22 protein-coding genes are annotated in these 22371 nt (G+C 69.5%); 13 read left to right on the top strand and 9 right to left on the bottom strand.

The annotated features are described in order from the left end of the window. The first annotated feature begins 75 nt into the window (after positions 1 to 75). Positions 76 to 2577 carry an ATP-dependent helicase HrpB gene (hrpB, locus tag ESP70_RS16210; protein WP_149690345.1) on the top strand — a complete coding sequence of 834 codons (2502 nt, stop codon included), beginning with the start codon at positions 76 to 78 and terminating at the stop codon, positions 2575 to 2577. Here hrpB and ESP70_RS16205 read toward each other — a convergent pair. Continuing rightward, positions 2555 to 3130, bottom strand: a complete 576-nt coding sequence (locus ESP70_RS16205) for a molybdenum cofactor biosysynthesis protein (RefSeq protein ID WP_149690344.1) — start codon at positions 3128 to 3130, stop codon at positions 2555 to 2557. The two genes, hrpB and ESP70_RS16205, sit on opposite strands and share 23 nt — an antisense overlap. A gap of 42 nt (positions 3131 to 3172) precedes the next feature. Between ESP70_RS16205 and ESP70_RS16200 the strand changes: the two genes are divergently transcribed. Continuing rightward, complete coding sequence (locus ESP70_RS16200; protein WP_149690343.1) at positions 3173 to 4180, top strand: TIGR03617 family F420-dependent LLM class oxidoreductase; 1008 nt, start codon at positions 3173 to 3175, stop codon at positions 4178 to 4180. On the opposite strand, the gene ESP70_RS16195 is transcribed toward ESP70_RS16200, so the two are convergent. The 3 genes from ESP70_RS16195 to ESP70_RS16185 all read right to left on the bottom strand — a co-directional run bounded on the left by ESP70_RS16195 (position 4170) and on the right by ESP70_RS16185 (position 6708). Then, positions 4170 to 5387, bottom strand: a complete 1218-nt coding sequence (locus ESP70_RS16195; protein WP_223148758.1) for an RNA polymerase sigma factor — start codon at positions 5385 to 5387, stop codon at positions 4170 to 4172. The genes ESP70_RS16200 and ESP70_RS16195 overlap by 11 nt on opposite strands. Before the next feature lie 2 nt (positions 5388 to 5389). After that, positions 5390 to 5737, bottom strand: coding sequence for a YciI family protein (locus ESP70_RS16190; RefSeq protein WP_149690791.1), 348 nt, complete (start codon positions 5735 to 5737; stop codon positions 5390 to 5392). A gap of 98 nt (positions 5738 to 5835) precedes the next feature. Continuing rightward, positions 5836 to 6708 (bottom strand): TIGR03619 family F420-dependent LLM class oxidoreductase, encoded by an 873-nt coding sequence (locus ESP70_RS16185; RefSeq protein WP_149690342.1) that lies wholly within the window; start codon positions 6706 to 6708, stop codon positions 5836 to 5838. A 70-nt stretch (positions 6709 to 6778) separates the two neighbouring features. Between ESP70_RS16185 and ESP70_RS16180 the strand changes: the two genes are divergently transcribed. From ESP70_RS16180 to ESP70_RS16155, 6 genes are all read left to right on the top strand, one after another. Next, a complete protein-coding gene (locus ESP70_RS16180) occupies positions 6779 to 7204 on the top strand; it encodes a nuclear transport factor 2 family protein (RefSeq protein ID WP_149690341.1) in 426 nt (141 codons plus the stop codon). A 122-nt stretch (positions 7205 to 7326) separates the two neighbouring features. Then, positions 7327 to 7617: a 30S ribosomal protein S6 gene (rpsF, locus tag ESP70_RS16175; protein WP_056215410.1), complete on the top strand. Its 291-nt coding sequence runs from the start codon at positions 7327 to 7329 to the stop codon at positions 7615 to 7617. 107 nt (positions 7618 to 7724) lie between these two features. Further along, positions 7725 to 8246, top strand: a complete 522-nt coding sequence (locus ESP70_RS16170; protein ID WP_149690340.1) for a single-stranded DNA-binding protein — start codon at positions 7725 to 7727, stop codon at positions 8244 to 8246. Positions 8247 to 8276: 30 nt separating this feature from the next. Continuing rightward, positions 8277 to 8513 carry a 30S ribosomal protein S18 gene (rpsR, locus tag ESP70_RS16165; RefSeq protein ID WP_056210650.1) on the top strand — a complete coding sequence of 79 codons (237 nt, stop codon included), beginning with the start codon at positions 8277 to 8279 and terminating at the stop codon, positions 8511 to 8513. Positions 8514 to 8523: 10 nt separating this feature from the next. Then, entirely contained in the window at positions 8524 to 8970 is a 447-nt protein-coding gene (gene rplI / locus ESP70_RS16160) for a 50S ribosomal protein L9 (RefSeq protein WP_149690339.1), read from the top strand. 63 nt (positions 8971 to 9033) lie between these two features. Continuing rightward, complete coding sequence (locus ESP70_RS16155; protein WP_149690338.1) at positions 9034 to 10713, top strand: ABC transporter family substrate-binding protein; 1680 nt, start codon at positions 9034 to 9036, stop codon at positions 10711 to 10713. Here ESP70_RS16155 and ESP70_RS16150 read toward each other — a convergent pair. Both ESP70_RS16150 and ESP70_RS16145 read right to left on the bottom strand, forming a co-directional pair. Beyond that, a complete protein-coding gene (locus tag ESP70_RS16150) occupies positions 10697 to 11047 on the bottom strand; it encodes an alpha/beta hydrolase (protein ID WP_149690337.1) in 351 nt (116 codons plus the stop codon). The two genes, ESP70_RS16155 and ESP70_RS16150, sit on opposite strands and share 17 nt — an antisense overlap. Positions 11048 to 11320: 273 nt before the next feature. Beyond that, entirely contained in the window at positions 11321 to 12643 is a 1323-nt protein-coding gene (locus ESP70_RS16145; RefSeq protein ID WP_149690336.1) for an MATE family efflux transporter, read from the bottom strand. Between the two features lie 387 nt (positions 12644 to 13030). Between ESP70_RS16145 and dnaB the strand changes: the two genes are divergently transcribed. Beyond that, positions 13031 to 14443: a replicative DNA helicase gene (gene dnaB / locus ESP70_RS16140; RefSeq protein WP_056210655.1), complete on the top strand. Its 1413-nt coding sequence runs from the start codon at positions 13031 to 13033 to the stop codon at positions 14441 to 14443. A 270-nt stretch (positions 14444 to 14713) separates the two neighbouring features. Continuing rightward, positions 14714 to 15466, top strand: a complete 753-nt coding sequence (locus ESP70_RS16135) for a ZIP family metal transporter (RefSeq protein ID WP_149690335.1) — start codon at positions 14714 to 14716, stop codon at positions 15464 to 15466. A gap of 11 nt (positions 15467 to 15477) precedes the next feature. Here the strand turns inward: ESP70_RS16135 and ESP70_RS16130 are convergent, their stop codons facing one another. Continuing rightward, the gene (locus tag ESP70_RS16130) at positions 15478 to 16983 is read right to left on the bottom strand and encodes an apurinic/apyrimidinic endonuclease family protein (RefSeq protein WP_149690334.1); all 1506 of its coding nucleotides are present in this window, start codon (positions 16981 to 16983) and stop codon (positions 15478 to 15480) included. 4 nt (positions 16984 to 16987) lie between these two features. Between ESP70_RS16130 and ESP70_RS16125 the strand changes: the two genes are divergently transcribed. The 3 genes from ESP70_RS16125 to ESP70_RS16115 are packed head-to-tail and all read left to right on the top strand — an operon-like array spanning position 16988 to position 19819. Beyond that, the gene (locus ESP70_RS16125; RefSeq protein WP_223148757.1) at positions 16988 to 17644 is read left to right on the top strand and encodes a DedA family protein; all 657 of its coding nucleotides are present in this window, start codon (positions 16988 to 16990) and stop codon (positions 17642 to 17644) included. 37 nt (positions 17645 to 17681) lie between these two features. Then, on the top strand, positions 17682 to 19145 hold the full coding sequence (locus ESP70_RS16120) for an NAD-dependent succinate-semialdehyde dehydrogenase (protein ID WP_149690332.1): 1464 nt from the start codon (positions 17682 to 17684) through the stop codon (positions 19143 to 19145). After that, positions 19142 to 19819: a hypothetical protein gene (locus ESP70_RS16115; RefSeq protein WP_149690331.1), complete on the top strand. Its 678-nt coding sequence runs from the start codon at positions 19142 to 19144 to the stop codon at positions 19817 to 19819. The genes ESP70_RS16120 and ESP70_RS16115 overlap by 4 nt, the downstream gene beginning before the upstream one ends. A gap of 123 nt (positions 19820 to 19942) precedes the next feature. Here ESP70_RS16115 and ESP70_RS16110 read toward each other — a convergent pair whose 3' ends face one another. Together ESP70_RS16110 and ESP70_RS16105 are read right to left on the bottom strand one after the other, a co-directional pair. Further along, on the bottom strand, positions 19943 to 21952 hold the full coding sequence (locus ESP70_RS16110; protein WP_149690330.1) for an ABC transporter ATP-binding protein: 2010 nt from the start codon (positions 21950 to 21952) through the stop codon (positions 19943 to 19945). Next, positions 21949 to 22260 carry a YbaY family lipoprotein gene (locus tag ESP70_RS16105; RefSeq protein WP_149690329.1) on the bottom strand — a complete coding sequence of 104 codons (312 nt, stop codon included), beginning with the start codon at positions 22258 to 22260 and terminating at the stop codon, positions 21949 to 21951. Before ESP70_RS16105 ends, ESP70_RS16110 begins: the two co-directional genes overlap by 4 nt. Between the last annotated feature and the right edge of the window lie 111 nt (positions 22261 to 22371).

Genomic DNA, 22371 nt, shown 5'->3' with positions numbered 1-22371 from the left:
CCGGCATCAACATCTGGGCCGCCAGCTCCAAGGTCTAGTGCCGCACGGGGTCACTGCGGGCGAGACACTGGGAGCGTGCCCCCCGATCCGATCCAGCGCCTGCTGGACAGCCCACCCGATCTGCCGGTCCTGGGCGGGCTGCCGGCGCTGACCGCCGCGCTGCGCGATCGCGCGGTCGCGGTCGTGCAAGCACCTCCGGGCACTGGCAAGACCACGTTGGTGCCGCCGGCGGTGGCTGCGATGGTCGCCGGCGACGGTCTGGTCGTGGTGACCCAGCCGCGCCGCATCGCTGCCCGGGCGGCTGCGCGGAGGCTCGCGGGCCTGTTGGGTGAACGGGTCGGACAAACCGTGGGCCACACGGTACGTGGCGACCGGGCTGTCGGGCCCGGTACGCGGATCGAGTTCGTGACGACCGGTGTCCTGCTGCGGCGGCTCCAACGCGATCCGGAGCTGCCGGGGGTCGCCGCGGTCATCCTCGACGAGGTGCACGAGCGCCAGCTCGACGCCGATCTGACGCTCGCCTTCCTGGCGGACGTACGCGCCACCGTGCGCGAGGACCTGTTGCTGGTCGCGATGTCGGCGACGATCGAGGCCGAGCGCACCGCCGCGATGATCGACGAGGAGCCCGCCCCGATCATCGACGTCCCGGGCGCCCTCCACTCAGTGACCGAGCACTGGACGCCCCCGCCTCCGGGCGTGCTGCCGACCGACGAGCGCGGGGTCCCGCCACGCTTCCTCGACCATGTCGCCGCCACGGTCCGCCACGCCTTGTCGGTCGACCCCGGCGACGTGCTGGTGTTCGTGCCCGGCGTCGGCGAGGTGGACGGGGTCATGCGCCGGCTGTCCGGTCTTCCGGACGTCGACGTGCTGGCGCTCCACGGCCGACTTCCTGCCCGCGAGCAGGACGTCGCCCTCGCGCTGGGCCCTCGTCGACGTGTCGTGGTGTCGACCGCAGTGGCTGAGTCGTCCCTGACGGTCCCGGGCGTACGCGTTGTGGTCGACGCCGGACTGTCCCGCGAGCCCCGCACCGATCAGGCGCGCGGGCTCCCCGCGCTCGTGACGGTGCGGGTCAGCCGGTCCGCGGCCGAGCAACGGGCCGGTCGCGCGGGGCGCGAGGCTCCCGGCGCCGTGCACCGGTGCTGGTCCCGCGCCGATCACGGTCATCTGGACCCGCACCCAGCCCCGGAGATCGCGGTCGCCGACCTCACCGGATTCTGCCTCGAGCTCGCGGCTTGGGGAGACGTCGAAGGTGGGAGCCTGGCGTTGCTCGACCGGCCACCCGCGGCGGCGGTCGAGGCGGCTCGACACACCTTGGGCGAGCTCGGTGCGATCGACGAGGCCGGCGCGATCACCGACCGGGGCCGCGCGATGACACAGGTACCGGCCGACCCACGGTTGGCCCGCGCGTTGCTCGACGGCGCTGAAACGGTGGGCGCTCGCCGTGCCGCAGAGGTCGTCGCCCTGCTCGCAGACGACGTACGCGTCCCCGGCGGCGACCTGGTGGCGGCGCTGCGCACGCTGCGGCGGGGCGGCCCGACCACGCGGTCGTGGTCGGACACCGCGAAGCGGCTTGAGTCGCTGCTGCCCGAGCGGCCACCCCGGACCGAGCTGACCGACGACCTCGCGGTGGGTACGGTCGTGGCTCTCGCGCACCCCGGACGCATCGCGCGGCGGCGGGCGGGCGGCACGTCCTACCTCATGGTGTCGGGGACCGGCGCATCGTTCCGCGCCGCCGACCCGGCCCTTGCGGGCGTCCGGTGGATCGCGATCGCCGACGCCGAGCGACGGCCAGGCGCGCGTGATGCCACGATCCGCTCGGCCGCGCCTGTCGACGAAGACATCGCACTCGATGCGGCGTCCGGCTCCTGGCACGAGGCCGACGAGGTCACGTGGAGGGACGGTCGGATCGTGGCCCGCCGGGTCGTCCGTCTCGGTGCGATCGAGCTGTCCGCCGTCCCGCTGTCCGATCCCTCCGCGGAGGCTGTCGCGGCAGCAGTCGCCCAAGGACTCGCCCGTGAAGGCCTCGCGCTGCTGCCGTGGAACGAAGCGGCCGTGGCGCTGCGCCGCCGGCTGGCCTTCCTCCACCACGCCCTGGGCGACCCGTGGCCCGACGTCGGCGACGACGCGTTGGTGGCCGGCATCAATGCCTGGCTCGGATCCGACCTTGCCCGCGTCCGCGGCAGCCGGGACCTCGCCCGCCTCGACGTCCTGGGAGCGCTGCGCCGGCTTCTCCCCTGGCCTGCCGCAGGTCGCCTCGACGAGCTGGCACCAGAGCGGGTGACAGTGCCGGGCGGCGCGACGGCGCGGGTCGAGTACGGGACGTCCGGCACGGAGCAGCCCGTCCTCGCGCTGCGGCTCCAGGATGCGTTCGGCTGGACCGCGACGCCACGGATCGCCGACGGCCGGGTGCCGTTGCTGCTGCACCTGCTGACCCCGGCCCGCCGGCCGGCTGCCGTCACCGCCGACCTCGAGTCGTTCTGGGCCGGCCCTTATCGCCAGGTGCGCGCCGAGCTGCGCGGCCGCTATCCCAAGCACGCATGGCCCGAGGACCCGACTAGCTCGTCGGCGCGGCCTTGATGCGGCGGGTCAGCTCCTCGGGCGGGATCGGCGTGATGTCGTCGATCGTCGCCGGACCGACCGACAGCTCGCCGTCGTCGAGCGGCTCGCACCGGATGCCCCCGTGCCCGCGCAGGGCCTGGTGGGCTCCGGGCGCGTAGACCGTGTTCATCCACGCGCACGGATTGGCCGGCGTCATCGACCGGAACCGGATCGGCCCGTGTCCGGCGTCGAGCGTGAAGGTCGTACGCGCGAGGGCGTCGACATCGAGGCCACGAGTCACCAGATTGCGCCGGGCCAGGGTCGGGTCGTACGGCGTGTTGGCCGCGGCGAAGAGTCCGTCGCCGGCGATGTCGCGCTCGAGCTGCTCGATGCTCTCGGCCGCGATCATCGTCATCGTGGCGAACGTGAATCGAGTGCCGAAGTAGCGGTCGCCGACGAGGCCATTGTGAGCCCGCACGCGCACGGAGTCGACCAGCTCGTCGGCGATGTCGTAGGGCTTGGTGCCATCGGCAGGCCGGCCCTCGTAGCGGCGCACCCGCGACACCAGCAGCGAGACGATCTCGAAGTCCACGACATCGACCGTACCGGCAGATCGTCACCGTATGCTCGGGCCGTGACCGAGCCGATTCTCGACATCGCGTTCCATGGCGATGCTGCCGAGATCGCCGGCGTCGCCGCCGAGGCGGAGGCACGCGGGGTCGGTGGACTGTTCGTCGCCGAGGCGGCCCACGACCCCTACATCGCGCTCGCCCTGGCCGGTACGGCGACGAGCCGGATCCGGATCGGCAGCTCGGTCGCGATCGCGTTCGCCCGGACCCCGATGTCGACCGCCTACTCGGCGTGGGACGTGCACCGGCTCAGTGGTGGGCGGCTCATCCTGGGTCTCGGTACGCAGATCAAGCCGCACATCACCCGTCGGTTCGCGATGCCGTGGTCGAGCCCGGCGCCGCGGATGTCGGAGTACGTCGAGGCGCTCAGGGCGATCTTCGAGAGCTGGCAGAACGGGTCGAAGCTCGACTTCCAGGGCGACTTCTACGCACACACCCTGATGCCGCCGCTGTTCAACCCCGGGCCGATCGAGGGCGGACTCCCGCCGATCTGGCTGGCCGCCGTCGGGCCGCGGATGCTGGCCGCCGCAGGCTCGGTCGCCGACGGACTGATCTGTCACCCGCTGCTGTCGCGCAGCTACCTCGACGAGGTCGTCAGGCCGGCCGTGGCTGCGGGTCGTACCGCCGGACAGCACGCAGACGAGCCGTTCACCACCTCGGTGATGTGCATGGTCGCGACCGGTCGTACGGACGAGGAGCTGGCGGCGGCGATCGCCGGCACCAAGCGGCAGATCGGGTTCTACTCCTCGACGCCGGCCTACCTGCCGGTGCTCGAGCACCACGGCTGGGGCGACCTGCACACCGAGGCGCACGCGCTCACCAAGAGCAACCGCTGGGCCGAGCTCGGCGACCTGGTCGATGACGAGGTGCTCGCGACGTTCGCCGTGGTCGGCGACCTGCCCTCCGCGCGTACGGAATTCAGGTCCCGGTTCGCCGGCTCGGCCCAGCGGGTCATCACCTCGATCCCCTACGACGCCGACAACCTGCTCGCGCTGGACCTCGTCAGCGACTAGCCGCGATCCTCCGCTCGAGGTGACGCCGGTCCGCAGGCGGCGGATCGCAGGCGAGCGCGGACCCATAGGCCGCCGCCGCCTCGTCGAAGCGGCCGACACGGACCAGCAGCTCGGCCCTGCAGGCGTGCCACAGGTGGAACCGGTCGAGCCCGGCCAGCTGGTCGAGCTCGTGGAGCCCGGCCGCAGCTCCGTCGCGCTCGCCGACGGCGACGGCGCGGTTGAGCCGCACGACATCGGTCGGCGTCAGCCGGAGCAGCGCGTCGTAGAGCGCGATGATGTCGCCCCAGTCGGTCTCGTCGTACGCCTTCGCGGTGGCGTGGCACGCGGCGATCGCCGCCTCGAGCTCGAACCGGCCGGCCTGATGGCGTGACCGTCGCAGTGCACCCTCGACGAGCTCTGCACCCTCAGCGATGCGAGCCGCATCCCACTGCGACCGGTCCTGGTCGGCGAGCAGCACGAGCTCGCCGTCGGCGTCCGTGCGCGTCTCGCGCCGGGCGTCGTTCAGCAGCATCAGCGCGAGCAGGCCCTGCAAGGACGATTCGTCGGGCATCAGCTCTACCAGCAGCCGGCCGAGCCGGATCGCCTCGTCGCACAGCTGCGGTCGTACGGGCTCGTCGCCACCGGCAACGCCCGCCGTGAAGAGGAGGTAGACCGTCGTCGCCACGGCGGCGAGCCGCTCGGGCAGCTCGGCGTCGGGCGGGATCCGGTAGGGGATGCCGGCGACGGCGATCTTGTGCTTGGCCCGGGTGAGCCGGCGGGCCATCGCCCCTTCGGTCGTCAGCATGAGGCGAGCGGTGTCGGCCACGCTGAGCCCGCACAGCGTCGTGAGGCTGAGCGTCGTCTGGGTCCCCAGCGACAGGGCGGGATGGCAGCACGTGAACACCAGCCGGAGCTCGTCGTCGCGCACCACCGACTCGGGCTCGTCGCCCGGATCGCTCGTCAGATCCATCGCCCGCACCTCCTTGTCACCGCGTGCCGCCTCGCGCCGGATGGCGTCGACGGCCTTGCGCCGGGCGACCGTGGTCAGCCAGGCCCGGGGGTGGTCAGGGATGCCGTCACGCGGCCAGTGCTCCAGTGCGGAGATGGCCGCCTCCTGCACCGCGTCCTCGGCGATCGTCATGCTGCCGGTCGTACGGATGAGGGTCGCCAGGACACGGCGACCCTCATCGCGTACGAGATCGGCCAGGACCGACGACGCCTCGGGCACGCTCAGCCGAACTGGATGACGGGCCGCAGCTCGACCGCGCCGTCCCAGGCGCCGGGGATCTGGGCGGCGATCGCCACCGCGCTGTCGAGATCGTCGGCCTCGATCAGGTAGAACCCGGACAGGACCTCGCGCGCCTCGACGAACGGGCCGTCGGTCGTCAGGACGTCTCCTCCGCGGCCGCCCGCGACCTTGACGACGGTCGCGGTGGAGGTCGGGTGGAGTGCGGCTCCGCCGCGGATCACGGCGGCCTGGTTCTCGCTGAACTCGGCGTACGCCTTGGTCGTCTCGGCCTCTTCGGGTGAGGTCCAGTCGCCGTCGTGGCTGTAGATGATGGCTGCGTACTGGGTCATGGCAGAGCCTTTCGGGGGTGTCGTACGTTCCTGGTGAACGTCTCACCCAGGGGACGACCGAAACAGCCCTGATCGGACAACCTTGGATGTGATCTGGGTCACACCTTGTGGATGATGTTCTCCGCGTACTGCTCGAGGTGCTTGATCTTCGTCTCGAGCGGCTCGGTGTCGGGGCCCTTGATGTAAGGGATCCGGAAGCCGACGATGCAGTCCGTGACGCCCTTGTCCTCGAGCCGCTTGATCCCGTCGAGGTCATAGGCGTCGTACGAGATGACGTGCACCTCGAAGTCGTCGCGGGTGTCGCCCTCGGCCTTGCGGATCTCGGCGAGCCGGCTCAGCAGCCGGTCGAGCTCCTCGCCGTCGCCACCGGCGTGCATCCAGCCGTCGCCCTTGAGCACGGCGCGCTGCAACGCCTTGTCGACGTGACCGCCGACGAGCAACGGGATCTTCTCGGTCGGCGCGGGGCACAGCTTGAGCTCGTCGATGTCGTAGAACTCGCCCTGGTAGCCGAAGAACTCGCCCGTCGTCAGGCCACGCAGGATGTCCATGCACTCGTCCATCCGCTTGCCGCGGCGGGCCCAGTCGACCTGCAGGTTGGCGAAGTCCTCGGGCCACGGCGAGATGCCGACGCCGAGGCCGAGCCGGTTGCCGGACAGGAACGCGAGCGACGAGGCCTGCTTCGCGACCAGCACCGGCGGACGTACGGGCAGCTTGAGCACGAACGGCGTCAGGCGCAGCGTCGAGGTGACCGCGAACAGGTGGGCGCACAGGATCATCGCCTCGATGAACTCCTTGCCCTCGAGGAACTCCCGATCGCCGGTGTCGGTGTAGGGATACTTCGAGTCGGACTCCTTGGGATAGATCAAGGAGTCCGCGACGGTCATCGAGGTGTAGCCGGCGGCCTCTGCGGCCTGGGCCAACGGGGCGTAGTAGTCCGCCTGGGTCATGGCCTCGGCATAGGTGAAACGCATCAGCACTCTTTTCGGTTGTTGAGCTGGTCGAAATATAGAACGTGTTCTTGTTTTGTGCCAGAGTGCCGTCATGGACCTGCAGGAGATGAGCGACCGAATCGAGATCACCGACGTGCTGATCCGCTACACGAGGGCGATCGACACGTTCGACTGGGACCGGCTCGACACGGTGTTCGTGCCCGACGCCCGGATCGACTACACCGAGTCGGGGGGCATCGACGGGGCCTACCCGCAGGTCAAGCCCTGGCTTGCGGAGGTGCTCCCCGCGTTCTTCCGCAAGCTCATGCACACGCTCGGACAGGTCGCGGTGGACCTGCAGGGTGACGAAGCACGCGTGACGGCGTACTTCCACAACCCGATGACGATGGACGACGGCGCGGGCGGCGAGAAGGTCGTCGAGCTCGGCGGGCTCTACCACCACACGATGATCCGTACGCCCGACGGCTGGCGCAGCCGCGAGCTGCGCGAGGAAGTCGTCTGGCGCCGCAACATCTGAGCCTGCAGGGACGATTCGCCTCGCGTGGCGGTGTTCCCGTAGACTTCTGCGGTTGCCAGTTGGCAGCCCACTCCTGCTACGGAGGCCCCGTAGCCGTTTAGTCCGAAGGAGACTGAATGTCATTGCGCCCGTACGAAGTCATGATCATCCTTGATCCTGATCTCGAAGAACGTACCGTCGCCCCCAGCCTGGACACGTACCTCAACGTCGTGCGCCAGGACGGCGGCTCAGTCGACAACGTCGACGTGTGGGGCAAGCGTCGCCTCGCCTACGAGATCAACAAGAAGAACGAGGGCATCTACGCCGTCGTCCAGCTCCAGGCGGAGCCGGCCACGGTCAAGGAGCTCGATCGTCAGCTCACGCTCAACGAGTCCGTTGTGCGTACGAAGGTCACACGTCCCGACGTGAAGTAGGCCCGACCCAGGACAGAGATGTCCACAAGGACCGCAGACGACCCCTCGCGGGTGTCGCACCGCTGCGGTTCACTGGAGTCAGACACCCCAATCCGAAAGGCTGCGCCATGGCAGGCGAAACCGTCATCACCGTCATCGGCAACCTCACCGACGACCCGGAGCTCAAGTTCACTCCTTCGGGCGCCGCAGTTGCCAACTTCACCGTCGCGTCGACGCCTCGTACGTTCGACCGTCAGACGAATGAGTGGAAGGACGGCGATGCGCTGTTCATCCGTTGCGCCGCATGGCGTCAGCTGGCCGAGAACGTCGCGGAGTCACTGCAGAAGGGTCAGCGCGTCATCGTGACGGGCGCCCTCCGCATCCGCAACTTCGAGCGCCAGGACGGATCGAAGGGCACGAGCGTCGAGATCAACGTCGACGAGATCGGCCCCTCGCTGCGTTACGCCACGGCCAAGGTCACCAAGGCCAACCGCTCCGGCGGTGGCGACTTCGGTGGCGGCCAGGGCGGCGGCAACGCCGGTGGCGGCGGAGCTGCGCAGAGCAACCCGTGGTCCACGCAGCCCGCGGCACAGGGTGGGTCTGACGCCTGGGGCGGCAACGCCGGCACGACCGACGAGCCTCCCTTCTAACCACACGTCAGCATCAAGTTCAGGAGCAACATGGCAAAGCCAGTAGTCCGGAAGCCGAAGAAGAAGAGCAACCCGCTCACTGCGGCCAAGGTCACCGAAATCAACTACAAGGACACCGCGCTGCTGCGCAAGTTCATCTCGGACCGCGGCAAGATCCGCGCGCGCCGGGTGACGGGTGTCTCCGTCCAGGAGCAGCGTCTCATCGCCAAGGCCATCAAGAACGCCCGCGAGATGGCTCTGCTGCCCTACACCTCGACCAGCCGCTAAGGAGGTTCTGATGAAGCTCATCCTCACCCACGAGGTCACCAACCTCGGAGCCCCCGGCGACATCGTCGAGGTCAAGGACGGCTACGGCCGCAACTTCCTGCTGCCGCGCAACTTCGCCATCCGTTGGTCGAAGGGCGCTGCCAAGCAGGTCGAGTCGATCCGCGCGGCACGCGAAGCGCACGCCGTGCACGATCTCGAGGAGGCCCAGAGCATCAAGGGCAACCTCGAGGCCAACCCGATCAACGTCCCGGTTCGCGCCGGCGTCGGCGGCCGCCTCTTCGGGGCCGTCACGGTCTCCGACATCGCCGACGCGCTCGCTGCGGCCGGCGCCAAGGTCGACAAGCGTCGCATCGAGGTCGGCAACCCGATCAAGTCGCTCGGGGCCCACACGGTCTCCGTTCGCGTCCACCCCGACGTGAGCGCGCAGGTCAAGCTCAACGTGGTCGCTTCCAAGTAGTCCACCTCAGGCGGGTCAGGGTCGGGGGTCCCTGGCTCGCCTCGGGTGGTCGGCGACCCGATCATGCGAATCCCAGCGGCTCCCACCGCCCTCCTCCTTGCCGGAAGCCTCGTGCTGTCCGGCTGCTCGTTGCTGTCCGGCGACGACAAGCCGTCGGCCTCGAGCTCCAGCGCCAACCTCACGTTGAAGAACACCGCGTGGAAGGTGGCCGGCCGCGATGCCGTCGCCAACGGTGGCACCCTTCGGCTCGGCACGACGGCCGTGCCGCGCAACTTCAATCCCCAGCATCCCGACGCGGTCAACACCGACGCGGCCCGCATACTCGCGCCCACCGTGGGCTCGGCCATCCGGATCACCCCGGCGGGCAGCTGGCAGGTCGATCACGACTATGCCGAGTCGGTCGAGGTCGCCGACACCGATCCGCTCACGATCAAGGTCCGGCTCAACCCGCGCGCGGTCTGGCAGGGCGGCACGTCGATCACCGCGGCCGACATGAAGGCCTATTGGAAGGCCCTCAACGGTTCCGACGACGACTATCAGGTCGCCTCGACCGAGGGCTTCGACGACATCAAGTCGGTCGAACAGGGCGACACGAAGTTCGACTACACCGTGACGTTCAAGACGCCCAACGCGGAGTGGCCGCTCTACATCTACCCGCACCTGGCCGCCAACGTCTCGTCCTCGCCCAAGCTGTTCAACACGGCGTTTCGCACCCGGGCGATCTCCTCGAACGGGCCGTTCGTCGTGGCGTCGATCGACACCACCAAGGGCACGATCGTCGAGAAGCCCAACCCGCGCTGGTGGGGCCAGCGGCCCAAGCTCTCGCAGATCACGTTCCAGGTCGCCAGCCCGGCCCTCCTGGCCAAGGCGTTCGCCGCCGGAGGGCTCGACGCGGTCGATCTCGACGCCAACACCCACGCCACCGCCAAGAAGACCAAGGACACCACGATCGAACGCGCCGCGGGCATCGAGTGGTCCCAGATCACCCTCAACGCCGGCCGTGGCCCGCTCAAGGATCCCGACGTACGCCGGGCCGTGGCCCACGCCATCAACCGCGAGAGCATCGCCCGACAGGCATCGTCACCGCTGGCCGCGCCACCGAGCCCGCTCGGCAGCGTCATCCTCGTGCCGGGTCAGCAGGGCTACGTCGACTCGTCGAAGAGCATCGCCTACAGCACCGCCAAGGCCGAGTCGCTGCTCTCCAAGGCCGGCTGGGTCAAGGGCTCGGACGGCGTACGGGTCCGCGACGGCAAGCGGCTCACCCTGGTGATGCCGGTGCCCGCCCAAACCCCGACCAACAGTCGCCGGGCATCGCGGATCGCCCAGGACCTGAGCAAGGTCGGCATCGAGGTCAAGGTCAAGAACGTCCCGGCCGCGCAGTTCTACACCCGCTCCGTCATCCCGCTCGACTTCGACCTCGTGACGTTCGTCCGTCGTGGCTCGCCGTTCCCGATCGGCGCCGCCGAGCCGCTGTTCTACCCCGCCGACTCGGCGCAGAACTACACCGGCGTCACGGAGCAGCGGTTCGCCACCGGCTGGGACACCGTCAAGAGCACGCTCGACGACGACCTGCGGCTCAAGCGTGTGGCCAAGCTCGACGAGTGGGTGTTCGACAACCCCACGGTCATCCCGCTCGCGACGACCCCGATCGCGGTGGCGGTGCGCAACGGCCTCGTCAACTACGGCGCCGCGCAGTTCGAACAGCCCGACTGGACTCTCGTCGGCTTCACCAAGAAGCGCTAGCGACGAGCTCGGCGACGCGTCGGCCCGCCGCGACGGCGTCGTCGTCGGCCGGCTCGAAGCGGTCGAGCTCGGCGTCGTAGCGCGTCATCGCGATCGAGCCGTGGTCCGCATCGACCTCGGTCCAGGTGGTCGGCCAGCCCGCCGCTCGAAGGCGGGCTTCGAGGCCGCGTACGAGCTCGGGTGTGGCGATGTCGTCGTGCATGGCGCTGACGACGTGGACCGGCCCGGCGTGCGGTGCCTCGGGGAAGGGGTCGGGCAGGGGTGCTCCCGTGAAGGGATCCAGCGCTCGTGGGCCGTCGCCCGGCGACAGCAGGACGGTGGCCGCGATGCGCATGCCGAGCGCCGGGGCTCGAGGCCGGCATCGCGTGCGACGCCGCGGGCGTGCTCGAGCGAGGCCAGCAGATCCGACTGCCCGCCGTCGGGTGCTGAGGAGTTCCAGTCGGGCACGACGACGCGCACCCCGTGGCCGGCGATCTCGTCGGCCAGGTCGGCGACGACCGCGCGGGAGTCCGCACCACGGCCGTGCCACAGCAGCACGACGCCGGCCGCACCGTCGCCGTGCACCTCGAGCCGTCGGCCCGGAGCGTACTCACGGGTGTCCATGACGTCAGTCTGCCGAACGGGTCGCGCCGAGGACCAGCCAGGCGGCTCCCCGCTGTCGCCGCCACAGCGTGACCAGCCGGGCCGCGATGAACCCGCCGTAGGCGACCCACAGCCAGGTGAAGCCGGCGCCGGACCACCCCACGGCGAGCACCAAGGGGGCGTACGCGGCGAGAACGACCAGGCCGGCCCACGCGAGATAGGGTCCGTCGCCCGCGCCGATCAGGACGCCGTCCAGCACGAACACCACGCCCGACAGTGGCTGGATCAGCGCGACCACGAGAAGGGCGGGCACGAGCGCGTCCTGCACTGCGTGATCGGACGTGAAGAGGCGCGGCAGCCACGGTGCTGTCACGGCGAGCAGGATCCCCGCCAGCACACCGGTCGCCACGCCCCAGCCGACCATGCGAGTCGTCAGCGCCCGCGTGCCCTCAGCGTCCCCAGCGCCCAGGGTGCGGCCGGTCAGCGTCTGCCCAGCGATGGCGATCGCGTCGAGGCCGAACGCCAGGAACGTGACGACGGCCCCGGCAACCTGGTTGGCGGCGAGCGGGACGTCGCCGAGCCCGGCCGCCACGAGCGTCGCGAGCACGAGCGAGGCGCGCAGGGTGACGGTGCGGATCAGGAGCGGGACACCCACCCGCGCGGCGCCGACGATCTCGGACGTACGGGGACGCGTCGGCGCGCGTGCTGCGCGGGCCCGGCGCACGACGACCGAGACCAGCCAGGCGGCGGCGAACCACTGGGCCAGCACCGTGCCGAACGCGGCGCCACGAATGCCCCAGTCGAAGCCGTAGACGAAGGTCACGTTGAGCACGACGTTGAGGACGTTGGCGACGATCGTCGCGACCAACGGCGTGCGGAGGTCGAGGACACCGCGCATCGCACCGGTCGCCGCCAGGATCAGCAGCATGGCCGGCACCGCAAGCGCCGAGACGACGAGGTAGTCCTGCGCGAAGCCGGACACCCGTGCGGAGCTCGAGAGCGCGTCCGCCAACGGTCCGCTGGTGATCGCAGTGGCCGAACCGAGGACGACACCGAGCCCGGCGGCCAACCACAGGCTGCTCACGGCGAGGCCCAGAGCGGTGCGTTCGTCACCTGCGCCGTGGTGGCGAGCGACGATCGCGGTGCTCCCGTACGCCAGGAAGATGCAGAGGCCCACGACGGTGCCGAGCACGACCGACGCGGCGGCGAGTCCGCCGAGCTCAGCGGTGCCGAGATGGCCGATGACCGCGGTGTCGGCCAGCAGCATGAGCGGCTCGGTGATGAGGGCGAAGAACGCCGGCACCGCGACCCGGAAGATCCGCCGGTCGACGTCACGGATCAGGCGCATCGCGGGCCTTCCTGAACGTGACGGGAGGGTGTCGTGGGGTCAACTGGACGGGTTTTGTCGACAAGTGTATGAACAGGCACCCGTGGATGACGAACCGACCAGAAGTATTTTGTCTCCACACGGGTGCACAGGCGTTTCCGCAGGTCAGCGCGTTGCGGACAGAGCGACTCGCCTGGTTGTCCACACCTTCGTCCACGGACTGTGCACATGGTTTCCGGCGTTTTCCACAGGTTGTCGGAGGTTGCGCACACCCCCTGTGTGGCGCTGCCTGTGATTGCTCCCCGTACGGGCCTACTGTGACGGGTCGGCACCATCCTCCAGGGCGTCTTCCGGAGTTATGGCAGTACCGACCGTTAACGTGAAGCACGAACGAAAGGGGACAGTTCTGTGAGCGTCACGGACCTCTATGAGGCTGCGCCAGGGCCGAGCGAGGACCCCGGCTCCGGACGCGTTCCGCCACAGGACCTGGCCGCCGAGCAGAGCGTGCTCGGGGCCATGCTCATGAGCAAGCAGGCCATCGACCCGGCCTCCGACATCCTCCAGGGCCGTGACTTCTACCGTCCCGCCCACGAGCTGATCTTCGACACGATCGTCGACCTCGCCAACCGCGGCGAGCCGGCCGACGCGATCACGGTCGCCGCCGAGCTGCAGCGCCGCGGCGACGTCGGTCGCATCGGCGGGGCGCCCTATCTGCACACCTTGGTCGCCGGTGTCCCCATCGCGTCCAACGTCGACTTCTATGCCGACATCGTCCGTGAGAAGGCCGTGCTCCGCCGCCTCGTCGAGGTTGGGCAGCGCATCGCCCAGCTCGGCCAGGCCGGCCAGGGCGACGTCGCTGAGATCGTCGACCGCGCACAGGCCGAGGTCCTCGACGTCGACGGCACGAGCCAGGCCGAGGACTACCAGTCGGTCGCCGAGCTGATGAGCCTCACGATCGACGAGATCGAGGAGATCCAGGGCCGCGACGGCCAGATGACCGGTGTGCCGTCGGGCTTCCCCGACCTCGACAAGCTCACGACCGGCTTCCGGTCCGGCCAGATGATCGTCGTCGCCGCCCGGCCCGGTGTCGGCAAGTCGACGCTCGGTCTCGACTTCTGCCGGTCCGCCTCGATCCGCCACGGCATCCCCACGGCGATCTTCTCGTTGGAAATGACCGGCGCCGAGATCGCGATGCGCATGCTCTCGGCCGAGGCCCGCGTCAGCATCTCCCACATGCGCGGCGGCGGCATGCACCAGCGCGACTGGGACGCGATCAGCAAGGCGATGCCGCGCGTGCAGAGCGCGCCCATCGTGATCGACGACAGCCCCAACATGACGATGCCCGAGATCCGGTCCAAGGCGCGCCGCATCAAGAAGCAGTACGGCCTCGGCATGATCGTGATCGACTACCTCCAGCTCATGACGTCGGGCAAGCGGGTCGAGAACCGCCAGGTCGAGGTCTCGGAGTTCTCCCGTCACATCAAGCTGCTGGCCAAGGAGCTCGAGCTCCCGGTCGTCGCGATCAGTCAGCTCAACCGTGGTTCGGAGCAGCGCACCGACAAGACGCCGCAGCTGTCCGACCTGCGTGAGTCCGGCTCGATCGAGCAGGACGCCGACATCGTGCTGCTCCTCAACCGGCCCGACGCTCACGGAGCCGGCGAGTCCGAGCGGCCGGGCGAGGCCGACATCATCATCGCCAAGAACCGTTCGGGCCCGGTCAACAAGGTCGCGGTCAGCTTCCAGGGCCACTACTCACGCTTCACCCCGATGGCCCGCGACGCCGAACCCCCCGGCGCTGCCGCCGGCGACTTCTTTGGTTGAGCGAGCGAGCGCAGCGAACGCGCGCGAAACCAGGTTGAGCCGGAGCACGCCGCAGGTGCCGGCTTGTCGAAACCACGTGCGCTCATCACCCAACGCGAGCCACTGACCGCTCGGCCAGACCTGCTCCACCCGCTCCTGCGGTCCCACGCGTGCAACAGGCCGAGCTCTCCCGATGAGTCGCGAGCAGTGGCCGCGCGCGGGTTCCGGGGATAGCGTCGGCAGAAGGGCTCACCCGGCAGCTGTGGGCCGACGGACGGAGGGGAGCCGCGCGTGCCGATCTGGTTGCAGGCCGGACTCTGGGGGACGTTCGCGGGCGGAGCTCTCGTGATCGGTGCCGCCCTTGCCTGGAACCTCCGCATCCCGCGCCTCGTGGTCGCCAGTGTCATGGCGTTCGGATCCGGTGTCCTGATTTCCGCCCTGGCCTTCGATCTCGTCGACGAGGCGGAGTCGACCGGCGGTCTCACGCCGACGGTGATCGGGTTCCTGGGCGGTGCCGTCGTCTACGTCCTGGCCAACGTCGCACTGGCGCGCCGGGGTGCGCGTCACCGCAAGCGTTCGGAGGACCAGCAGCCGTCGGAGGCCGATCAGCAGGGAAGTGGCGCCGCGATCGCGGTCGGCGCGCTGTTGGACGGCATTCCGGAGTCCATCGTGCTGGGACTGTCGCTCCTCGGCGGCAAGGGTGTGGGAGTTCCGGTGCTGGTCGCGATCTTCATCTCCAACCTCCCGGAAGGCCTGTCGAGCGCGGCCGGGATGAAGCGGAGCGGCCGGAGCGCGACGTACGTCTTCGGTGTGTGGGGCGGGATCGCGCTCGCGAGCGGGATCGCAGGACTGCTGGGCTGCCTCCTGCTGCAGGACGCCGGGTCCGCGAGCATCGCCGCGATCACGGCGGTGGCGGCCGGGGCGATCCTGGCCATGATCGCCGACACCATGATTCCCGAGGCGTTCGAGCGCACGCACATCTACACGGGTCTCATCGCCACGATCGGTTTCATGGTCTCGTTCGCGATCGAGCGCGCAGGCTGATCGCTCGCAACTCATTGATACGAGATCAATGACGGGTGCGGTTTGACCCGACGCCAGGTCTCCTGGGCGGTCAGCATGTGCGGGTCCTCGTCGATGAAGTTCTTCCACCCCCAGAACACCCCGGCCGGCGCCGTACGACGCAGCGTCTTCCACGTGCCCTGCTTGGCTCCTTGCGGCCCGGAGCCGTCGACGTGGATCACGGTCGCGAGCTCCGCGTGACGGGTCTCGAGCCGGCTGCGGTGCTTGATCATCGAGAGCGAGAACTGGTGCAGGACGAAGATCTTCTGCGGCAGGGCATTGCGGCGAGTGAGCTTCGCCAGCCAGTCGCTGACCCGGTTGATCTCGGCGACCTGGACGGAGCCGATCTGGCGCAGGTGCTTCTGCTTCTTCTTGAGCCGCCACTCCGGGTCCAGGGCCAGGCCGACGTTGGGGCGCTCGAGCAGCGACCGGTAGCGCTTGGCCTGCTTGAGGAAGTTCGTACGCCCCGGCTGCAGGTCGAGGATGACGTAGACGCCGGCCTTCTCAGCCGCGTCGATCAGCGGCGTGAGGGTCTTGATCGACGCCTCCTGCGAGTAGTCCTTGTCCTTGCCGGCACTGCCCGAGGCCACGGTGGCGATGACCTCGAACGTGGGGACGAACTCGGCCGTGCTGACGCGGCGATACTTCCGGGCCAGGTGCTGCACCCGCTTGATCGACGCCTTGGCCCCCTGCTCGCCCAGCACGCCGAGCGAGGGCGCACCGGGATAGCCGTACATCGCGGTGTAGTGCTTGCCGGGCAGGGCGAGGTAGCCACCGGTCGGCTGGACGACGTGCGAACGTACGACCTTGAGCGTGTAGGCGAAGTTGCGGACGAACGGTGTGCCGAGCGCGATGACCGGGGTGCCGGGCCGGGCCGCCAGCGCCTTGGCGACCGCGGGCGTGCGCCGTGGGTCCGTGCTGCGGATCTGCAGCACGTCGGCGCCGGCGTTGCGGGCGGTCGCGACGGCTGCGGCGTTGGCCGCACGCGACCGGGTCACGACGATCGCGTCGAGCCGGCGAGGGCTGTGCGGAGCAGTCGCGCCGCGCAGGTCAGCAACCGTCTCGGCCGCCTTGGCGGGGTCGAGCGACACCGCCTGCGCACCCTCGACGTCGAGGGTCTTGCCGAAGGTCAGGACCCGTCGGGCGCCGAGCCGCTTGAGTTCGACGGGCGCCGTGGCGTCATTGATGAGCACGGGTACGCCCAGGGTCGTCGCCGACGCGATCGCGACCTTCTGGGCCCGGCGGTCGTGCCGGTCGGCCAGCACCGCGACGGGCGACGAGTCGTAGAGCCGCCGGGAGACGCCGACCGCTGACCGTGCCGGAGTCGAGGAGCGGACGATGTCGAGTGCCTTGGTCGGCGTGTGGATCCGCGTCGTCGACGGAGCGTCGGCGAGCTCGCTCGTGTCGCCTTCGGCGTACGCGAAGAAGCCGGCGACGAGAGCCACAGCCACCACACAGCCGATCACGACGAGAGGGTTGAGCCTGACGGATACGCTCATGCCCGTGACCTTACTGACCGCGCTGGTGACCGAGGCGTCGAGCGTCCCCGATTCCGGACTGGCCGGCCTGGTCGCCGACATCATGGGCTCGATCGGCCTGGTGGGTGTCGGGCTGGTCCTCGCGATCGAGACGATCCTGCCGTTCCTGCCCAGCGAGGTGGCCCTCCCGCTCGCGGGGTTCAGCGCCAAGCGCGGCGACTTCGGGCTGGTCGCGGTCATCATCGCCGCCACGATCGGCTCGGTCGGCGGAGCCATGATCCTCTATTGGATCTCGCGCGTCTTCGGCCTCGAACGTACGCGCCACGTGCTGGCCAAGATCCCGCTCGTCACGGCCAAGGACATCGACAAGGGCGTCGCCTGGTTCGCCCGCAACGACGCCGCGGCGGTGTTCTTCGGCCGGATGGTGCCGGCGATCCGCAGCCTCGTGTCGATCCCCGCGGGCGTCGAGAAGATGTCGGTCTCGCGGTTCCTGATCTACACGACCGCCGGCAGCCTGATCTGGAACACGATCTGGATCAGCGCCGGCTACCAGCTCGGCAACAACTGGGAGAGCGTCGAGAAGTACGGCAACTACCTCAAGTACGCCCTGGTGGTCGCGGTCGCCGTGGCCCTCGCGTGGTTCGTCATCTACAAGGTGCGCGCCCGCCGTACTCCCGCCTGAGCGGCGAGGGCTGGATCACCGTCCTACGCTGGGCTCCATGAGCGATTCACGCGAGAAGGAAGTCGTCGGCGCCGTACACCCGCAGCTGTTCATCGGTGGGCAGTGGCGCGACGCCGAGGGCGGCAGGACGTTCGCCGTCGAGGACCCCTCGAACGGCGCGACCCTCGTCGAGGTCGCCGACGCGAGCGTCGCCGACGGCAAGGCGGCGCTCGACGCGGCCGTGGCGGCGCAGACCGACTGGGCCGCGACCCCACCGCGCGATCGCGGCGAGATCCTCCGCAAGGCGTTCGAGATCATCACCGAGCGCGCCGACGAGCTGGCCCTCCTGATGACGCTCGAGATGGGCAAGCCGATCAAGGAGGCCAAGGCCGAGATCGCGTACGGCTCGGAGTTCTTCCGCTGGTTCTCCGAGGAGGCCGTGCGCATCTCGGGCCGCTACTCCGTCGCCCCCAACGGCGCGACCCGGCTGCTGACGCTCAAGCAGCCGGTGGGCCCGTGCCTCATGATCACGCCGTGGAACTTCCCGCTGGCGATGGGCACCCGCAAGATCGGCCCGGCGATCGCCGCGGGCTGCACCATGGTGGTCAAGCCGGCCGCCCTCACGCCCCTGTCGATGCTGCGCCTCGCGGACATCCTCACCGAGGCGGGACTGCCTGACGGCGTGCTCAACATCGTCACGACCACGAGCACGGGCAAGGTCATGGAGCCGCTGATCCGCGACCCGCGGCTGCGCAAGCTGACGTTCACCGGCTCGACCGAGGTCGGTCGCACCCTCGTCGAGCAGAGCGCCGAGGGACTGTTGCGGGTGTCGATGGAGCTGGGCGGCAACGCGCCGTTCCTGGTGTTCGACGACGCCGACATCGACAGGGCGGTCGAGGGCGCGATGCTCGCCAAGATGCGCAACATCGGTGAAGCCTGCACCGCCGCCAACCGGTTCATCGTGCACGAGGCCGTCGCCGAGGAGTTCGGCACCAAGCTCACCGAGAAGATGCAGGCACTGTCGGTCGGCCGCGGCACCGAGGACGACATCGACGTCGGTCCGCTCGTCGAGGCCAAGCAGCGCGACAAGGTCGCCGAGCTCGTCGACGACGCGGTCGGCAAGGGCGCCACGGTGCTGACGGGCGGTTCCGCCCCCGAGGGCGAGGGCTACTACTACTCGCCGACCGTGCTGTCGGACGTACCGCTCGAGGCGCGGCTCGCCAAGGAGGAGATCTTCGGGCCGGTCGCCCCGATCTTCACGTTCACGGAGGAGGCCGACGCGCTGCGGATGGCCAACGACACCGAGTTCGGCCTCGTCGCGTACGCCTTCACGTCCGACCTGTCGCGTGCGGTGCGGATCTACGAGGGGCTCGAGACCGGGATGGTCGGCCTCAACCAGGGCATCGTCTCCAACCCGGCGGCCCCGTTCGGCGGGGTCAAGGCGTCGGGCTTCGGGCGCGAGGGTGGCGCGGAGGGCATCGAGGAGTACCTCGAGACCAAGTACGTCGGCATCGCCCTGTGAGGCTGCGCGCGGCGGCGCTCACGTTGGCGGCCGGCCTGACCCTGGCGGCGTGCGGCGGTGGCAACGGCGGCAGCGATGCGAAGGCCGCGAAGCCCTCCGGCCCCACGCCGTCGGCGACGGCACAGGCAACGGTCGACCCGAAGGAGCCGTCCTGCCGGTTCCTCACGTCGTCGGAGCGCACGAAGCTCGCGGGCTCTCCGGTCGACACGGTGGTGGCGACCAGCGGGACGGCCGCCAGCAGCCAGTGCCGCTGGCAGTCCGCCACCGCACTGATCCAGGTGACGACGCTGCCGGCCCAGGCCTGGGCCAAGACGCTGCCCGATGCCGTCAAGCAGCTGGAGTCGTCGGGTGACGTCAAGACCGGGACGGACAAGAAGGAGCTCGCTCGCGCCAAGAAGCTGCTGTCGGGCGCCACGTCGTTCACCGGCAAGCAGGCCTGCGACGCGTTCACGACGCTGGCCGAGATCGGTGGCGCCAAGCCGGGCGCCACGACGACGATCACGCTCGTGCCGATCAGCGAGGCCGAGTCGGGCGTCTCCGCCCAGATGTGCACATCGGGCGAGATGACATCGTTGATCTACTCGGTGCCGGACCTCAAGAAGACCAAGGCCGTCGAGGCGGCCGTGACCTCCGCCCTGGCCTCGGCCCAGAAGCGAGCCCTCGCCCTTCGGTGACGGTTTACCAAGAGGTCACGGCATTCTGCGCCACCCCTCAAGGCAAAACGCCACTGCTCAGGGCGCGCGCACCTTGCTGAGTGGCAGCCTGCCCTGACCTCTTGGTAAACCGCCACGCGACCCCTAGAACGAGACGTCGGCGCGGCGGTCGTCGGTGCCGGGCTTGTCGCAGTACGTCTCGCCGCTGGTGAACCGCACGCCGTCGGTGAACCGGGCCTCGATCTGCCCCGAGCCGAACTGCTCGACGTACAGCCGTGAATAGAGCCCGCCCAGCGCGAGGAGCTCGTCGTGCGTGCCCTGCTCGACGAGCTTGCCCTCCTCGAGTCCGAAGATGACGTCGGCGTTGTGGATCGTGGACAGCCGGTGCGCGATCGCGATCGTCGTACGGTTGTGGGTCGCACGTTCCAGCGCGTCCTGCACGAGCCGCTCGGTCTCGGTGTCCAGCGCCGACGTGGCCTCGTCGAGGATCAGGATGCGCGGGTCCATCAGCAGCACCCTTGCGATCGCCAATCGCTGCTTCTCGCCGCCGCTCAGCCTGTAGCCGCGCTCACCCGTGATGGTCTCGTAGCCGTCGGCGAACGACAGGATGCGGTCGTGGATGTTGGCGTCGCGAGCCGCCTGCTCGATCTCGTCGGCCGTGGCGTCGGGCTTGGCGTACGCGATGTTGTCACGGATCGTGCCGTGGAAGAGGTAGGGCTCCTGCGTCACCATGCCGACCGCCTCGGCGACCGAGCCCATCGTCAGGTCGCGCACGTCGGTCCCGTCGATCAGGACCGCTCCGGTGCTGACGTCGTAGAACCGCGGGATCAGGTACGTCATCGTGGTCTTGCCCGAGCCTGAGGGCCCGACGATCGCGGCGAGCTGACCGGGCGCGACCCGCAGCGACACCCCGTCGAGCGCCCAACCCTGCTCCGGCGCGGGCTCCGTGCGGTCGATGCGGACGCCGCTCTCACCGAACCGGTCGCCGGCCGGATCGCCGGACAGCCGGCGTGGCTCGGGATAGCGGAAGTGCACGTCGCGGAACTCGATTTCGCCGCGCAGGTCCTTGGGGTTGAGCGCGACGGCATCCGCCCGCTCGGTGATCGCCGGCTCGAGGTCGAGGTACTCGAACAGCCGCCGGAACAAGGCCAGGGACGTCTGCACGTCGAGCGACACCCGCATGAGCTGCAGCAGCGGCATCTGCAGCCGGGCCTGCAGCGTCGTGAACGCGACGAGTGTGCCGGCGGTCAGCGCGGTGCCACTGTTGAGCATGTAGCCGGACACGAGATAGATGAGTGCCGGCGTGATCGCGAAGAACGTCTGCACCGTGGCGAAGAACGTACGACCCGTCATGGCCTGCTCGACCTGGAGGCGCGTCTGGTTGCGATTGGCCTCGCGGTAGCGCTCGACCTCGGAGTCGGCGCGGTTGAACACCTTGGACAGCAGGATGCCCGAGACGCTGAGCGCCTCCTCGGTGATCGCGGTCATCTCCGACAGCGACTCCTGCGTGCGGCGGGCGAGCCTCTGCCGGCGCTTGCCCACCTGCAGCTGGATCCAGACGAACAGCGGCATCACGACCAACGTCAACAAGGTCAGCTGCCACGACAGGATGATCATCGAGATGAACGCGGCGGTGACGGTGACGCTGTTCTGCAGGATCGAGGTCGCCGTGTCGGTCAGCACCGTACGTACGCCGGCGACGTCGTTGGCGAGCCGCGACTGGATCGCACCGGTCTTGGTCGCGGTGAAGAACGCGAGCTCCATCTTCTGCAGGTGCGCGAACAGGTCGCTGCGCAGGTCGGCCATCGCCGAGTTGCCGATCGTCGAGGTCAGCCAGTTCTGGCCGATGCCGATCAGCGCCGTCACGACCGGGATCGCGCACAGCCCGCCGACGAGCCAGGCCAGCAGGCTGAGGTCGACACCGCTCCCGTCGGTCGGGAACAGTGCGTGGTCGAACACCGCCTTGGTGAAGAAGGGAGCGACCGAGGCGAGCGCGGCCGACGTCACGACGGCCACCGCGACGTACGCCATCTTGGTCCGGTAGGGCCGCAGCATCTGCGCGATGCGACCGAGGATCGGCGACCCTGAACCGAGCTCCTCGTCGGGGATGTGGCTGATGACTGGCCCTCCGGGCCGGCCGCCTCCGATCGTCATTCGTCGATCTTGGTGAGCAGCACCTCGGCGGCGTCACCCTCGACCGGGACGAGTTCGGTCGTGCCCCAGACACCGACCTCCGTGCGCAGCATGGCCCAGATCAGCAGCTTGTCGGGTGCGGCGACGAGGGTGGGGTCGACGGTGAGGGAGAACTCGGCGGGCACGCCCGGGGCATCGATCGCTGAGGCGGCCAGCACCTCTCCCTCGGTGTCGACGAGCTTGACCGTCGCCACGGCGCCGGGCGGCACGGCGATGCGTTCGCGGAACAAGACAGTGCCGGTGACGGTGAGAACGTGTTCGGAAGCCATGCCTTGAATGCTACGGCTCGCCGACAGATGTGCTGGTTCTCCGGCGTCTGCTCAGAGCTGTTCTGCCGGCAGTGAACAGCTCTGTCGTGGCCCCGATCGGCGTGGTTGATT

Origin of the sequence: Aeromicrobium ginsengisoli (assembly GCF_004134905.2) — a bacterium.
Lineage (GTDB): Bacteria > Actinomycetota > Actinomycetes > Propionibacteriales > Nocardioidaceae > Aeromicrobium > Aeromicrobium ginsengisoli.
The sequence above is the reverse complement of the archived record's forward strand: the minus strand, read 5'-3'. Positions and strand labels throughout refer to the sequence as shown.

Excerpts from the sequence above, each read along its gene's own strand:
- ESP70_RS16145 (WP_149690336.1), bottom strand. The coding sequence starts at position 12,643 with ATGCGCCTGATCCGTGACGTCGACCGGCGGATCTTCCGGGTCGCGGTG.
- ESP70_RS16105 (WP_149690329.1), bottom strand. The coding sequence starts at position 22,260 with ATGGCTTCCGAACACGTTCTCACCGTCACCGGCACTGTCTTGTTCCGC.
- ESP70_RS16180 (WP_149690341.1), top strand. The coding sequence starts at position 6,779 with ATGGACCTGCAGGAGATGAGCGACCGAATCGAGATCACCGACGTGCTG.
- ESP70_RS16150 (WP_149690337.1), bottom strand. The coding sequence starts at position 11,047 with ATGCGCATCGCGGCCACCGTCCTGCTGTCGCCGGGCGACGGCCCACGA.
- rplI (WP_149690339.1), top strand. The coding sequence starts at position 8,524 with ATGAAGCTCATCCTCACCCACGAGGTCACCAACCTCGGAGCCCCCGGC.
- ESP70_RS16155 (WP_149690338.1), top strand. The coding sequence starts at position 9,034 with ATGCGAATCCCAGCGGCTCCCACCGCCCTCCTCCTTGCCGGAAGCCTC.
- rpsR (WP_056210650.1), top strand. The coding sequence starts at position 8,277 with ATGGCAAAGCCAGTAGTCCGGAAGCCGAAGAAGAAGAGCAACCCGCTC.
- ESP70_RS16130 (WP_149690334.1), bottom strand. The coding sequence starts at position 16,983 with ATGAGCGTATCCGTCAGGCTCAACCCTCTCGTCGTGATCGGCTGTGTG.
- ESP70_RS16170 (WP_149690340.1), top strand. The coding sequence starts at position 7,725 with ATGGCAGGCGAAACCGTCATCACCGTCATCGGCAACCTCACCGACGAC.
- ESP70_RS16110 (WP_149690330.1), bottom strand. The coding sequence starts at position 21,952 with ATGACGATCGGAGGCGGCCGGCCCGGAGGGCCAGTCATCAGCCACATC.
- ESP70_RS16190 (WP_149690791.1), bottom strand. The coding sequence starts at position 5,737 with ATGACCCAGTACGCAGCCATCATCTACAGCCACGACGGCGACTGGACC.
- ESP70_RS16185 (WP_149690342.1), bottom strand. The coding sequence starts at position 6,708 with ATGCGTTTCACCTATGCCGAGGCCATGACCCAGGCGGACTACTACGCC.
- ESP70_RS16120 (WP_149690332.1), top strand. The coding sequence starts at position 17,682 with ATGAGCGATTCACGCGAGAAGGAAGTCGTCGGCGCCGTACACCCGCAG.